General features: G+C 71.0%; 14 protein-coding genes. 8 read left to right on the top strand and 6 right to left on the bottom strand.

The window, feature by feature from the left end; all coding sequences use genetic code 11:
• Positions 1-87: 87 nt before the first annotated feature.
• The 5 genes from ACFY9E_RS31310 to ACFY9E_RS31290 all read left to right on the top strand — a co-directional run bounded on the left by ACFY9E_RS31310 (position 88) and on the right by ACFY9E_RS31290 (position 5,886).
• Positions 88-1,332, top strand: coding sequence for an Ig-like domain-containing protein (locus tag ACFY9E_RS31310; RefSeq protein WP_390989575.1), 1,245 nt, complete (start codon positions 88-90; stop codon positions 1,330-1,332).
• Between the two features lie 154 nt (positions 1,333-1,486).
• On the top strand, positions 1,487-2,719 hold the full coding sequence (locus ACFY9E_RS31305; protein ID WP_390989573.1) for an Ig-like domain-containing protein: 1,233 nt from the start codon (positions 1,487-1,489) through the stop codon (positions 2,717-2,719).
• A gap of 366 nt (positions 2,720-3,085) precedes the next feature.
• Positions 3,086-3,853: an enoyl-CoA hydratase-related protein gene (locus ACFY9E_RS31300; protein WP_390989571.1), complete on the top strand. Its 768-nt coding sequence runs from the start codon at positions 3,086-3,088 to the stop codon at positions 3,851-3,853.
• Positions 3,854-4,022: 169 nt separating this feature from the next.
• On the top strand, positions 4,023-4,631 hold the full coding sequence (locus ACFY9E_RS31295; RefSeq protein ID WP_390989616.1) for an ATP-binding protein: 609 nt from the start codon (positions 4,023-4,025) through the stop codon (positions 4,629-4,631).
• Between the two features lie 76 nt (positions 4,632-4,707).
• The gene (locus tag ACFY9E_RS31290) at positions 4,708-5,886 is read left to right on the top strand and encodes a PQQ-binding-like beta-propeller repeat protein (protein ID WP_390989569.1); all 1,179 of its coding nucleotides are present in this window, start codon (positions 4,708-4,710) and stop codon (positions 5,884-5,886) included.
• A gap of 73 nt (positions 5,887-5,959) precedes the next feature.
• On the opposite strand, the gene ACFY9E_RS31285 is transcribed toward ACFY9E_RS31290, so the two are convergent.
• Positions 5,960-6,634: a GNAT family N-acetyltransferase gene (locus tag ACFY9E_RS31285; RefSeq protein ID WP_390989568.1), complete on the bottom strand. Its 675-nt coding sequence runs from the start codon at positions 6,632-6,634 to the stop codon at positions 5,960-5,962.
• Positions 6,635-6,681: 47 nt separating this feature from the next.
• On the opposite strand from ACFY9E_RS31285, the gene ACFY9E_RS31280 reads away from it, so the two are divergent.
• The 3 genes from ACFY9E_RS31280 (at position 6,682) to ACFY9E_RS31270 (ending at position 8,717) form a co-directional block, all read left to right on the top strand.
• A complete protein-coding gene (locus ACFY9E_RS31280; protein ID WP_390989566.1) occupies positions 6,682-7,596 on the top strand; it encodes a MerR family transcriptional regulator in 915 nt (304 codons plus the stop codon).
• Positions 7,597-7,655: 59 nt separating this feature from the next.
• Positions 7,656-7,868 (top strand): EF-hand domain-containing protein, encoded by a 213-nt coding sequence (locus ACFY9E_RS31275; protein ID WP_386504758.1) that lies wholly within the window; start codon positions 7,656-7,658, stop codon positions 7,866-7,868.
• A 186-nt stretch (positions 7,869-8,054) separates the two neighbouring features.
• Entirely contained in the window at positions 8,055-8,717 is a 663-nt protein-coding gene (locus ACFY9E_RS31270; RefSeq protein ID WP_390989564.1) for an NAD(P)-binding domain-containing protein, read from the top strand.
• 187 nt (positions 8,718-8,904) lie between these two features.
• Here the strand turns inward: ACFY9E_RS31270 and ACFY9E_RS31265 are convergent, their stop codons facing one another.
• The 5 genes from ACFY9E_RS31265 to gcvT all read right to left on the bottom strand — a co-directional run bounded on the left by ACFY9E_RS31265 (position 8,905) and on the right by gcvT (position 13,995).
• Entirely contained in the window at positions 8,905-9,462 is a 558-nt protein-coding gene (locus ACFY9E_RS31265) for a GH25 family lysozyme (RefSeq protein WP_390989562.1), read from the bottom strand.
• Between the two features lie 130 nt (positions 9,463-9,592).
• The gene (locus ACFY9E_RS31260; RefSeq protein WP_390989560.1) at positions 9,593-10,960 is read right to left on the bottom strand and encodes an L-serine ammonia-lyase; all 1,368 of its coding nucleotides are present in this window, start codon (positions 10,958-10,960) and stop codon (positions 9,593-9,595) included.
• A gap of 107 nt (positions 10,961-11,067) precedes the next feature.
• A complete protein-coding gene (gene glyA, locus ACFY9E_RS31255) occupies positions 11,068-12,330 on the bottom strand; it encodes a serine hydroxymethyltransferase (RefSeq protein ID WP_390989559.1) in 1,263 nt (420 codons plus the stop codon).
• Positions 12,331-12,344: 14 nt separating this feature from the next.
• Positions 12,345-12,722 carry a glycine cleavage system protein GcvH gene (gene gcvH / locus ACFY9E_RS31250; RefSeq protein ID WP_390989557.1) on the bottom strand — a complete coding sequence of 126 codons (378 nt, stop codon included), beginning with the start codon at positions 12,720-12,722 and terminating at the stop codon, positions 12,345-12,347.
• A gap of 103 nt (positions 12,723-12,825) precedes the next feature.
• The gene (gene gcvT / locus ACFY9E_RS31245) at positions 12,826-13,995 is read right to left on the bottom strand and encodes a glycine cleavage system aminomethyltransferase GcvT (protein WP_390989556.1); all 1,170 of its coding nucleotides are present in this window, start codon (positions 13,993-13,995) and stop codon (positions 12,826-12,828) included.
• Positions 13,996-14,045 lie beyond the last annotated feature (50 nt).

Raw genomic sequence — 14,045 nt, 5'->3', positions numbered from 1 at the left:
TTCTGCCCAGAGCGTGGGTCGCACTCACGTTTCCCCGGGGGCGGGCATGGTCGTTTCCCGGGGACACGGCCGGTCGTTGGGCACCCCGTGAGGCACGTACAAGGGCGCGCGCGGCGCGCGAGGGCCGCGCTGGCCGCCGTAGTGACATGGGCAGGGCTCCTCGCCGGGGCCACGGGCTGTACCTCGGACGACGCGGGCGGGATCACCGGGGCGTTCGGCGCGCCCCCGGCGCCCGAGGACGTCATCAAGGTCGCGCCCGAGGACGGCAGCAGGGGAGTGCGCCCCGGGAAGAAGCTGCGGGTGCGCGTGCCCGACGGCCGGCTGGAGAAGGTGAGGGTCGTCCGGTCGCAGGACGCGCAGGAGACCCCGGTGCCCGGGCATCTCTCCGCCGACCGCCTGACCTGGGAACCCGACGACCAGCGGCTCGCGCTGGCCGCCAAGTACACGATCGACGCGGTGGCCGTGGACGGCGACGGACGCCGCTCGGCCCGGCACACCACCTTCACCACCTACGTCCCCGAGGAACGCTTCATCGGCTACGTCGCCCCGGAGAACCGTGCCACCGTCGGCACCGGCATGATCGTCTCCCTGGAGTTCAACCGGAAGATCGCCGACCGCGCCGCCGTCGAACGCGCGGTACGGGTCACCGCCCGCCCCGCCGTCGAGATCCGCCCGCACTGGTTCGGCAGAACCCGCCTCGACTTCCGCCCCGAGGACTACTGGAAACCCGGCACCCAGGTCACCGTCGACCTGCGCCTGCGCGACATCGAGGGCGCCCCCGGGGTCTACGGCCTCCAGCACAAGACGTTCTCCTTCACCGTCGGCCGCAGCCAGATCTCCGTGGTCGACGCCGCCGCGCACTCCATGGAGGTCCGGCGCGACGGCGAACCCCTCGCCACCGTGCCCATCACGGCGGGCACGCCGAAGAACACCACGTACAACGGCAAGATGGTGGTCACCGAGATGCTCGACGTCACGCGGATGAACGGCGCCACGGTCGGCTTCAAGAAGCGCGACGGCAAGGGCGAGTACGACATCCCGGACGTCCCGCACGCCATGCGCCTGACCGACTCCGGCACCTTCCTGCACGGCAACTACTGGGCGCACCACACCGTCTTCGGCCGCACCAACGTCAGTCACGGCTGCATCGGGCTGCGCGATGTGAAGGGCGGCGGTTCGGACACCCCGGCCGGCTGGTTCTTCGACCGCAGCCTCATCGGGGACGTCGTCGAAGTCGTCAACAGCAATGACAAAAAGGTCTCTCCCGACAACGGGCTCGGAGGCTGGAATATGGGCTGGAATGCATGGAAGGCGGGCAGTGCGGTGAAGTAGCCGGACAGGGGGGCGGGTTGACCCGGCGCCGCGTTGGGACCGAACAGTGACAATCGCGGGCGGCCGGGGCCGTCCCCCCTGTGGTTACTATTCGCCGACGCGCGGGGGACGCGCGAGGTGTGGGCCTGACCAGGCCCTGGGAGGGGAGAACCACTTGAACGGGCGACCGATATCGGGGGCGTCGGTTGGGCGCGGGAACGGACTGCTCGCGCTGATACTCGGCGTGCTGCTCCTCGCCGTCACGGCGTGCGGCGGCGGGGGGACCGGCTCCGGTTCCGGCGGGGGCGACACCAAGGGCGAGGACTCCGGCGCCGCGCAGAGCGAGCAGTCCGAGGCGGTCGTCGGCATCACCCCCAAGGACGGGGCCAAGGCCGTCGACACGAGCGGTGCGCTGAAGGTCACCGCCACGAAGGGGAAGCTGACCGAGGTCGAGGTCAAGGACGCCGAGGGCAAGAAGGTCGACGGCGAGATATCCGGGGACGGCGCCAGCTGGACGCCGTCCACCCATCTGGCCGGCGCCACCAAGTACACGGTCCACGCGGTCGCCAAGGACTCCGAAGGCCGCACGGCCGCGGAGGACGCCGGCTTCACCACGCTGACCCCGGAGAACACCTTCACCGGCACCTTCACTCCCGAGGACGGCTCCAAGGTCGGCGTCGGGATGCCGTTCTCCATCCGCTTCTCGCGGGGCATCACCCACCCGGAGGACGTCGAGAAGGCCATCCGCATCAAGACGGAGCCGGCCGTCGACGTCGAGGGCCACTGGTTCGGCAACGACCGTCTCGACTTCCGCCCCGAGAAGTACTGGGAGCCCGGCACCAAGGTGACCGTGGACCTGAACCTCGACGGCGTCGAGGGCCGCTCCGGCGTCTACGGCGAGCAGGACAAGAAGGTCGAGTTCACCATCGGCCGCAACCAGGTCTCCGTCGTCGACGCCAAGAAGCTCACGATGAAGGTCATGCGCGACGGCAAGGTCATCAAGACCATCCCGGTCACCACCGGCCAGCCCGGCATGGAGACCTGGAACGGCCAGATGGTCATCAGCGAGATGCTCACGGTGACCCGCATGAACGGCGAGACCGTCGGCTACGGCGGCGAGTACGACATCAAGGACGTCCCGCACGCCGTCCGCCTGACCACGTCCGGCACCTTCCTGCACGGCAACTACTGGGCGAGCGGCGCCTTCGGCAACTACAACGCCAGCCACGGCTGCATCGGCCTGCGCGACGTGCGCGGCGGCTGGGACAAGAAGGTGCCGGCCGCGTGGTTCTTCAACCACTCGATGATCGGCGACGTGGTGGTCGTCAAGAACTCCGAGGACCGGATCGTCGACCCGGACAACGGGCTCAACGGCTGGAACATGTCGTGGGAGAAGTGGAAGAAGTAGCTCCCCGCCGACCGACGGGCCCCGGTGCGACCGACCGCACCGGGGCCCTCGCCGTCGGTCCCCGCGCTGTGCCTGCCCGTCGGCAGCCGGGGCCGAATCCTGTAAGCCCCCGTGCTGTGTCTGCCCAGGGGCGATCCCCGGACCCCCGGCCGGTGTGACCCACCGCACCGGTGCGCATCCCGTCAGCCCCCGTGCTGTGTCTGCCCGGGGGCGACCCCCGGACCCCCGGCCGGTGTGACCCACCGCACCGGCCCGAATCCCGTTAGCCCCCGTGCTGTGTCTGCCCGGGGGCGACCCCCGGACCCCCGGCCGGTGTGACCCACCGCACCGGCCCGAATCCCGTTAGCCCCCGTTAACCTGCTGCCTATGACCGTCTCTCTCGAAGTCGCTGAAGGCGTCGGCACGATTCGTCTCGACCGCCCGCCCATGAACGCGCTGGACATCGCCACGCAGGACCGGCTGAAGGAACTCGCGGAGGAGGCCACGCGCCGCGAGGACGTGCGGGCCGTGGTGGTCTACGGCGGCGAGAAGGTGTTCGCGGCCGGCGCGGACATCAAGGAGATGCAGGCGATGGACCACACCGCGATGGTCCTGCGCGCCCGCGCCCTGCAGGACTCGTTCACGGCGGTGGCCCGGATCCCCAAGCCGGTCGTCGCGGCCGTGACGGGCTACGCGCTGGGCGGCGGCTGCGAACTCGCCCTGTGCGCGGACTTCCGGATCGCCGGCGAGAACGCCAAGCTCGGCCAGCCGGAGATCCTGCTCGGCCTGATCCCCGGCGCCGGCGGCACCCAGCGCCTGGCCCGCCTGGTCGGCCCGTCCAAGGCCAAGGACCTCATCTTCACGGGCCGCATGGTGAAGGCCGACGAGGCGCGCGAGATCGGCCTGGTGGACCGGGTCGTGCCCGCCGACGAGGTGTACGCGCAGGCGCACGCCTGGGCCGCGAAGCTGGCGCAGGGCCCGGCGCTCGCGCTGCGCGCCGCCAAGGAGTCGATCGACACGGGTCTGGAGACGGACATCGACACGGGCCTGGCGATCGAACGCAACTGGTTCGCCGGACTGTTCGCCACCGAGGACCGCGAGCGCGGAATGCGCAGCTTCGTGGAGGAGGGGCCGGGCAAGGCGAAGTTCCTCTGAACATGCCTCCAGGGGCTTGCAATTGACACCGTGTCTGACCCGGGGTCCCTCGATGGGGCGGTTTATGTCACCCTTAAGCCAACCTTAAGCGTGTCTGGTCGATGGAGCTCGCCCCGTGCTCCGGAACGAGCAGTTCCGGCAGGTCAGACGGGGTGTGAAGGTCTTCGAAGTGCCGTTGGCATATGACGGACGACCGTCGGTTCACCGCCCGTTCCCCGGGGCGTATTCCCCGGGAACGGCCCCGTCGGGCGCTCCGGGCGGCCATGATGGGGGCATGGCGGGGCTGGAGGGTATGGGACAGCCGCGGGGACACGCACATGCGGCCGCGGCGCGCTGGTCGCCGACCGTCGAGGACGAACACGCTCTGAAGGCGCTCGAGTTGTACGGCAACCCGACGGAGGCAGAGGTTCCACTGCCGTCCCGCCCCGAGTCCGCGGCCACCGCGAGACGGCTCACCCAGGTCGTGATCCTGCGTCACTGGGGGCTCACCCCCAAGACCACGGAGGACGCGGTCCTGCTCGTCTCCGAACTGGTCGGCAACGCCGTACGCCACACCGGTGCCCGTGTCTTCGGACTGCGTCTGCACCGGCGCCGCGGCTGGATCCGCGTCGAGGTCCGCGACCCCTCCCGGGGGCTGCCCTGCCTGATGCCGGTCCAGGAGATGGACATCAGCGGCCGGGGCCTGTTCCTCGTGGACAAGCTCGCCGACCGCTGGGGGGTCGATCTGCTGCCCCGGGGCAAGACCACGTGGTTCGAGATGCGGGTCGCCGACCGCTGAGGGCGCGCGATGCCTCACCCGGTCGCCGGACGGGCGAATCACGGGTTTCCCTTCCGCGCGCCCATTAAATGGTGCAATGCACCGCCATCTCGTCAAGAGCGCCCTGGCCGCGGGTGCCGCCCTCGCCGTCCTCGCCGCCTGTGGCACCGGGAGCGGGGAACGGACCTCGCAGGCGCGCGCCACCAAGGCCGCCGTGCCCGCCCCGCCCGAGAAGAAGCCCGTGAAGGGCCTGCCCGGCATGCCGCCCGTCCTGGACCCCGAGGACGTGTACGCCGCCGACCGCCCGAACAAGCTGTCCCCGGTGGTCAAGGGCTTCCCGTCCCGGGTCTACGTCCCCAACACCGAGTCCGACACGGTCTCCGTGATCGACCCGAAGACCTACGAGATCGTCGAGACGATCCGCGTGGGCCGGCAGCCCCAGCACGTCGTGCCCTCCTGGGACCTGAAGACCCTGTGGGTCAACAACAACCGCGGCCACACCCTCACCCCGATCGACCCGAAGACCGGCAAGGCGGGCAAGGCCGTCGAGGTCCACGACCCGTACAACCTGTACTTCACACCCAACGGCAGGTACGCCGTCGTCATGGCCTCCCTCGACCGCGAGCTGGTCTTCCGCGACCCGCACACCATGAAGGTCGAGAAGACCGTGCCGGTCTCCTGCTACGGCGTCAACCACGCCGACTTCTCCCTCGACGGCCGCTACTTCATCGTCTCCTGCGAGTTCAGCGGCGAACTGCTCAAGGTGGACACCGAGAATATGAAGGTCGTCGGGCAGCAGCGCCTGCCGTTCCAGGGCGCCATGCCGCAGGACGTGAAGGTCTCGCCCGACGGCAAGCGGTTCTACATCGCCGACATGATGGCCCACGGCATGTGGGTCCTGGACGGCGACAAGTTCACCGAGCCCACCCTGATGCCCACCGGCAAGGGCTGCCACGGCCTGTACGTCAGCCGGGACTCGCGCGAGATGTACGTGACCAACCGCGGCGAGGGCACGATCTCCGTCTTCGACTTCACCCAGGGCAAGCTGACGAAGAAGTGGCGGCTGCCCGACGGCGGCAGCCCCGACATGGGCGGCGTCTCCGCCGACGGCAAGGTGCTGTGGCTGTCGGGCCGCTACGACGCCGAGGTGTACGCCATCGACACCCGCACCGGCACCCAGCTCGCCCGCATCCCGGTCGGCAGTGGCCCGCACGGCCTCGCGGTCTACCCGCAGCCCGGCCGCTACTCCCTCGGCCACACCGGCGTCTTCCGGTGACGCCCCTCCGCCGTCCACCCCGGGGGGAGTCGACCCGCCCTGACCGGGTGAGGGCCCCGCAGCCGCACGGGGATCATGAGCGAGCGCGAGAGCGGCCCGCACCACGATCCCCGGCGCGGAGGAGCAGCACCTCCGAGCCCACGGGCCGGTAGCCGGCCGCCTGGAACGCCCGCAGGCTGCGGGCGTTCCCCGCCGACACCTGCGCCCACACCGGCGCGCCCCCGGCCAGCTGCCGCGCCGCCGTCACCAGCCGCCGCCCGACCCCGCGGTGCCGTGCCCCCTCGTCCACCTCGACCGCGACCTCCCACCGCCCGGCCACCCCACGGCCCAGCACGAGCACCCCGCCGTCCGCCGTCCACACCCGCACACCGTCACGCCGCCTGCGGGCGGACACCACGCGCGGATGGCCGGGGTCGTCGACCTCCGTCAGCGCGACCGGCGGCTCCCCGGGCAGCGCGGCACCGGTCAGCAGCACGTCGACCGTGTCGGACGCACGCCCCGTACGGTCCATGAGGGCTGTCAGGAAGCGGGCGTTCATCGTGGCCGCGAGGGCGTCGCAGTCGGCGCGGGCCAGGGCGCCGCGCACCCAGTCGGGGTCCTCGTCGGTGAAGACGACCGAGTGGGCCGTGAAGGCGAGGACCCCCGCGTCCCGGGCAGAGGGCTGGGGCACGATCGTCGTACCGCCGTCCGCCGGCGGGAAGACGCCCCGCGCCGCCGCGTCGAGTATGTCCCCGAGAGTGTCCGTCACGACTGCTCCTTGAGTCTCCACCCGCTGGAGGGTCCAGACTCGCAGACATGATCGAGGACGGCACCGGACTGCTCACCATCGGCGAACTGGCCCGGACCACCGGCCTGACCGTGCGCACCATCCGCTACTGGTCCGACGAGGGCGCCCTGCCCCCGGTGGCCCGGTCCGCGGGCGGCTACCGGCTGTACGACGCGGCGTCCGTGGCGCGGCTGGAGCTGATCCGCACCCTGCGCGAGCTCGGCCTGGGCCTCGCGGACGTCCGCCGGATCCTGGCCGGTGAGACGACGGTCGCCCAGGTCGCGGCCGCGCACGTGATCGCCCTGGACGCGCAGATCCAGGCCCTGAAGGTGACCCGCGCGGTGCTGTCGACCGTCGCCCAACGTGGTTCCGGCACGGAGGAGATGACCCTCGTGAACCGACTGGCACGCCTGTCGGCGGCCGAGCGGCGGCGGATCGTGGAGGACTTCGTGGACGAGGTGTTCCACGGGCTGGACACCGCGGACCCGGTGATCCGCGAACGCATGCGCGGCACGGCCGCCGACCTGCCCGAGGAGCCCACCCCCGAGCAGGTCGACGCCTGGCTGGAGCTGGCCGAGATGCTCCAGGACCCGGACTTCCGGGCCGCGATGCGCAAGGTGGCCGAGTTCAACGCGGCAGACCGCGGTCATGACGCGCCCGCCGGGGCGTCCCTGTGGTTCTCCCGGCGGCTCGTGCACCTGGGAGCCCGGGCCCGCGCACGCGGGATCGCGCCCGATTCGCCGGAGGCGGCCGCGGTGCTGCGCGAGCTGCTGGGAGACGCCGACCCCGCCACCGTGCTCGCCCGGCTGCGGTCACACGCCACCCAGCAGGTCGCCCGCTACCGCGAGTTGCTCGCCGTCGTGAAGGGCGCCGGGCCCGAGGCGGCGTACCGCGAGGAGTTCACCTGGGTGGTCGCCGCGCTGGAGGCGCGCACGGCCGGTTAATCTGACCTGCGTCAAACCTGCGTCAGTACGACGTACAGCACGAGATGAGGGGCGGATCGGTGGCGGACATCGAGGAAGCACGCAAGCAGTTCGAGCGGATCGATACGGACGGTGACGGCTTCATCACCGCTGCCGAGTTCAAGGCCGCCCTCGCCCGGTCGGGCGACTGGAACGTCACCGAGTCGGTCGCCGAGGTCGTCATCAAGACCCGCGACCTCGACGGCGACAAGCGGCTGAGCTTCGACGAGTTCTGGGCCTACCTGAACAAGTAGGCGCCGGCTCGCCGGGCGGTGGGGCCCGGTCCGCGATCACGGACCGGGCCCCACCGTCATGCCCGCCGGCGGCTCCCTCGGGAGGCCCCTTCCCGGACTCGGAATAGCCCGCCCGCCCCGGAGGTTGACCCCGGTCACGAAGGCCGCACGAGGCGCTGTTCATCTCCGGAAGGGCAAGGCGAGGACATGAAGATCGGCATCATCGGAGCCGGCAACATCGGAGGCAACCTGACCCGGCGGCTCACCGCCCTCGGGCACGACGTCTCCGTCGCCAACTCCCGGGGGCCCGAGACGCTCACGGCCCTGGCGGAGGAGACCGGCGCGACGCCCGTGACGGTGGGGGAGGCGGCCCGCGGCGCCGAGGTCGTCGTCGTCACCGTCCCGCTGAAGGCGGTCCCGGACCTTCCCGCCGGTCTGTTCGACGGTGCGGCGGACGGCCTCGCGGTCATCGACACCGGCAACTACTACCCCCGGCAGCGCGACGGCAGGATCGCCGCGATCGAGGACGACGGCCTCACCGAGAGCCGCTGGACGGAACGCCAGATCGGCCACCCGGTCGTCAAGGCCTTCAACGGCACCTACGCCCAGGACATCCTGGACCGACCGCTCCCCGCCGGCGACCCCGGCCGCATGGCCCTCCCGGTGGCCGGCGACGACGAGGCGGCCAAGCGCAAGGTACGGGACCTGATCGACGCGCTCGGCTTCGACACCGTCGACGCGGGCGGCCTCGACGACTCCTGGCGCCAGCAGCCCGGCACCCCGGTCTACGGCCTGCGCGGCGGCGTCGAGGCGGTCACGAAGGCCCTGGCGGAGGCGTCCCCGGAGCGCACGCCGGACTTCCGCGGCTAGGGCCTGTCGTCTGGATCAGGTCGCAGGAAAGGGACCGTGCTGTTCAGCGCCGGTGAGCGGGGTCTGGTGCGTGCAGCTGCAAGGCGGAGGAGGGCGTCGACGCGGAGCGTCGGCAACCGACGACAACGCGGCAGATGCGCGTGCCAGACCCCGCGTCTGCGGCGTGAGCCAAACGACAGGCCCTGGGTCAGGCGCCCCCGGCCCACTCGCGCAGGGCGGCCCTGCTCCCGAAGTCGGCCACGTTCTTGTCCAGGGGGTCGTCGGTGTACTGGTGGAAGCGCCACTTGGCCTTGATGCGGGGTTTGCCCGCCGAGACGTAGTCGGCGATCCACAGGCCGTCGCCCGCGAAGGACGTCGTGTCCATGTTCAGCCAGAAGTGCCGGTTGCAGTAGAGCACCACCCGGTTGTCCGGCCGCAGTTCCTGCACCTTCCGGATGAACCGGTCCTTCTCGGCGTTGCTCGCGTGCGTGCCGTCTCCGGTCGTCTCCCAGTCGACGGCGAGGATGTCGCCCGCCCGGTCCGGGGCCTTGCTCACGAAGTACTCGGCCTGGGCGGTGAGGTTGCCGGGCCACAGGAAGTGGTAGAAGCCGACGACCAGCCCGGCGTCCCGGGCCCGCTCGGTCTGGGCGGCGAGTTTGGGATTGACGTAGGAACGCCCCTCCGTCGCCTTGACGAAGACGAAGGAGAGGCCGTCGGTGCCGTAGGAGGAGGACTGATACGCGCTCACATCGATGCCGCGCAGCATGGGGGCTCCCTGAAGTGCTGTGGGGGAGGGGAGTTGATGCCCCACCACCATGGCACGGGCCGCTGTGACCTGACGGGGAAACGTCAGGTTCGCCGAGCCGTGGGGCTCCGGCCGCGCCCGCGCCCCCGGCTCAGCACTCGATGATGTTCACCGCCAGGCCGCCCCGGGCCGTCTCCTTGTACTTCACCGACATGTCCGCGCCCGTGTCCTTCATCGTCTTGATGACCTTGTCCAGGGACACCTTGTGGGAGCCGTCGCCGCGCATCGCCATGCGGGCGGCGGTGACGGCCTTGACCGCGGCCATGCCGTTGCGTTCGATGCAGGGGATCTGGACCAGGCCGCCGACCGGGTCGCAGGTGAGGCCGAGGTTGTGCTCCATGCCGATCTCGGCGGCGTTCTCGACCTGCTCGGGCGAGCCGCCGAGGACTTCGGCGAGGGCGCCCGCGGCCATGGAGCAGGCGGAGCCGACCTCACCCTGGCAGCCGACCTCGGCGCCGGAGATGGAGGCGTTCTCCTTGAAGAGCATGCCGATCGCGCCCGCGGCGAGCAGGAAGCGGACCACGCCCTCCTCGTCGGCGCCCGGCACGAAATTCATGTAGTAGTGCAGGACCGCCGGGATGATGCCGGCGGCGCCGTTGGTGGGGGCGGTGACGACCCGGCCGCCCGCGGCGTTCTCCTCGTTGACCGCCATGGCGTAGAGGGTGATCCACTCCATGGACAGGGCCAGCGGGTCGCCCTCGGAGCGCAGCTTGCGCGCGGTGTTCGCGGCCCGTCGGCGCACCTTGAGACCGCCGGGCAGGATGCCTTCCTGGGACAGTCCGCGCGCCACGCAGTCCCGCATCACCTGCCAGATCTCCAGCAGGCCCTCGCGGATCTCCTCCTCGGTGCGCCAGGCCCGCTCGTTCTCCAGCATGAGCGCGGAGATCGACAGGCCGGTCTCCTCGGTCAGGCGCAGCAGCTCGTCGCCGGTGCGGAAGGGGTACTTGAGCACGGTGTCGTCGAGCTTGATGCGGTCGGCGCCGACCGCGTCCTCGTCGACGACGAAGCCGCCGCCGACCGAGTAGTACGTCTTGGTCAGCAGTTCCGCGCCCGAGGCGTCGTAGGCCCACAGCGTCATGCCGTTCGCGTGGTACGGCAGGGTTTTGCGGCGGTGCAGGACCATGTCGTCGTCGAAGGAGAACGCGATCTCGTGGTCGCCGAGCAGGTTCAGCCGGCCGCCGGTCCTGATCGCCTCCACCCGCTGGTCGGCGTTCGACACGTCCACCGTGCGCGGTGAGTCGCCCTCCAGGCCGAGCAGCACCGCCTTGGGGGTGCCGTGGCCGTGCCCGGTCGCGCCGAGCGAGCCGTACAGTTCCGCGCGGACCTTCACGGTCGGCTCCAGCAACTCCTCGTTGCGCAGCCGCCGGGCGAACATCCGGGCCGCCCGCATCGGGCCGACGGTGTGGGAGCTGGACGGGCCGATGCCGATCGAGAACAGGTCGAAGACCGAGATGGCCACGGGTGGAACTCCTGACTACGGGGGTGGTGCAGAGGGGCGGGTGCCGCGCCCGCTTGTGGCCGGCGCGGCGCCCGAAAGGTTTCTTCGCGGCCGTTGCGTGCCGCTTGTTACTTGTTCAGACCCGGGTACAGCGGGTGCTTGTCGGCCAGGGCCTTCACCCGGGCCTTGAGGGCGTCCGCGTCGTAGGACGGCTTCAGCGCCTCGGCGATGACGTCCGCGACCTCCGCGAAGTCCTCGGTCCGGAACCCGCGGGTGGCCAGGGCCGGCGTGCCGATCCGCAGACCGGACGTCACCATCGGCGGACGCGGGTCGTTCGGGATCGCGTTCCGGTTGACGGTGATGCCCACCTCGTGGAGGCGGTCCTCGGCCTGCTGGCCGTCCAGCTCCGAGTGGCGCAGGTCGACCAGGACCAGGTGCACGTCCGTGCCGCCGGACAGGACGTCCACGCCCACGGCCCGGACGTCGTCCTTCACCAGACGCTCGGCCAGGATGCGGGCACCCTCCAGCGTACGGCGCTGGCGCTCCTTGAAGTCCTCCGAGGCGGCGACCTTGAAGGCGACGGCCTTGGCGGCGATCACATGCTCCAGCGGCCCACCCTGCTGACCGGGGAAGACGGCGGAGTTGATCTTCTTGGCCAGTTCGGCCGTGGAGAGGATCACACCGCCGCGCGGGCCGCCGAGGGTCTTGTGGGTCGTGGTGGTGACCACGTGGGCGTGCGGCACCGGGTTGGGGTGCAGCCCGGCCGCGACCAGCCCGGCGAAGTGGGCCATGTCGACCATGAGGTACGCGCCGACCTCGTCCGCGATCCGGCGGAACGCGGCGAAGTCCAGCTGGCGCGGGTACGCCGACCAGCCGGCGACGATCAGCTTCGGCTTGGACTCCTTGGCGAGGCGCTCGACCTCGGCCATGTCGACCCGGCCGTCCTCGCCCACGTGGTAGGCGACGACGTCGTAGAGCTTGCCGGAGAAGTTGATCTTCATGCCGTGGGTCAGGTGCCCGCCGTGGGCGAGGTTCAGACCCATGATGGTGTCGCCCGGCTTGAGCAGCGCGAACATCGCGGCCGCGTTGGCCTGGGCGCCGGAGTGCGGCTGCACGTTGGCGTGCTCGGCGCCGAACAGCTCCTTGATGCGGTCGATCGCGATCTGCTCGACCACGTCGACGTGCTCGCAGCCGCCGTAGTAGCGGCGGCCCGGGTAGCCCTCGGCGTACTTGTTGGTGAGGACCGAGCCCTGCGCCTCCATGACCGCGACCGGCGCGAAGTTCTCCGAGGCGATCATCTCGAGCGTGGACTGCTGGCGGTGCAACTCGGCGTCGACCGCCGCGGCGACGGCCGGGTCGAGCTCGTGCAGGGGTGTGTTCAGGACGGACATGGGGCTACGACTCCTCAGCCGGCGGAGAACGCGGTGTACTCGTCGGCGGAGAGCAGGTCGCCCGGCTCGTCCGTGACGCGCACCTTGAACAGCCAGCCGCCCTCGAAGGGGGCCGAGTTCACCAGCGACGGGTCGTTCACGACGTCCTCGTTGACCTCGGTGACCTCCCCGGACACGGGGGAGTACAGGTCGGACACCGACTTGGTCGACTCCAGCTCGCCGCAGGTCTCGCCGGCGGACACGGAGTCACCGACCTCGGGAAGCTGGACGAACACGACATCGCCGAGCGCGTTGGCCGCGTGCTCCGTGATGCCGACCGTCGAGACGCCGTCCTCGGCGGCCGACAGCCACTCGTGCTCCTTGCTGTAGCGCAGCTTTTCGGGGTTGCTCATGGCCTGGATTCTCCTGTACGCGCGGGAGTGCTGTGAAAGGGGGGACTACTGGTGAGCTGGGACGACGGGCAGGGGGTCGCTGCCGCGGCCCTCCGGCCAGTGTCTACTTCTGGCGCTTGTAGAACGGCAGCGCCACGACCTCGTACGGCTCGTGACTGCCCCGGATGTCCACGCCCACGCCGCTCGTGCCGGGCGCGGCATGCGCGGGATCGACGTACGCCATCGCGATCGGCTTGCCGAGGGTGGGGGAGGGGGCACCGGAGGTGACCTCGCCGATCACCTGGCCGCCGGCGACGACCGCGTACCCGGCGCGCGGGACCCGCCGGCCCTCGGCGACGAGGCCGACCAGGACCCGCGGGGGGTTCTGCTCGGCCCGGGCGGCCGCCTCGCGCAGGGCCTCGCGCCCCACGAAGTCGCCCTCCTTCTCGAACTTCACCACCCGGCCGAGCCCGGCGTCGAAGGGGGTCAGGGAGGTCGACAGCTCGTGCCCGTACAGCGGCATGCCCGCTTCCAGGCGCAGCGTGTCACGGCAGGACAGCCCGCACGGGACCAGGCCGACGCCCTCGCCGGCCTTGGTCAGGGCCTGCCACAGCTCGACCGCGTGCTCCGGCTTCACGAACAGCTCGAAGCCGTCCTCGCCGGTGTAGCCGGTGCGGGCGATCAGGGCCGGGACGCCCGCGACCGTGCCGGGCAGACCGGCGTAGTACTTCAGGCCGTCCAGGTCGGCGTCCGTGAGCGACTTCAGGATGCCGGGGGACTCAGGGCCCTGCACGGCGATCAGCGCGTAGGCGTCGCGGTCGTCGCGCACCTCGGCGTCGAAACCGGCGGCGCGCTCGGTCAGCGCGTCCAGGACGACCTGGGCGTTGGAGGCGTTGGCGACGACCATGTACTCGGTCTCGCCCAGCCGGTAGACGATCAGGTCGTCCAGGATGCCGCCGTCGGCCCGGCAGATCATGGTGTAGCGGGCGCGGCCCGGCTTCACACCACCGATGTTGCCCACCAGGGCGAAGTCGAGCAGGGCGGCGGCCTGCGGTCCGGTGACGGTGATCTCACCCATGTGGGAGAGGTCGAACAGCCCGGCCTTCGTGCGCACGGCGGTGTGCTCGTCGCGCTCGGAGCCGTAGCGCAGGGGCATGTCCCAGCCGGCGAAGTCGGTCATCGTCGCGCCGAGCGAACGATGCAGGGCATCGAGCGCGGTGTGACGGAGTTCTCCTGTACTGCTCACAGTCGGTCGTCTCCAAGGGCAATGACGGGCGAGGTCGTTCCTCCCCATCTGTCATCGGAACCTGAGAGGTTCGCCATGACCGCGCCGGTCCATGGCTT

The sequence above is a fragment of the Streptomyces sp. NPDC012466 genome (assembly GCF_042955215.1).
In the GTDB taxonomy this organism is placed as follows: domain Bacteria; phylum Actinomycetota; class Actinomycetes; order Streptomycetales; family Streptomycetaceae; genus Streptomyces.
Note: the sequence above shows the minus strand (reverse complement) of the source record. Positions and strands in the feature narration are given on the sequence as shown.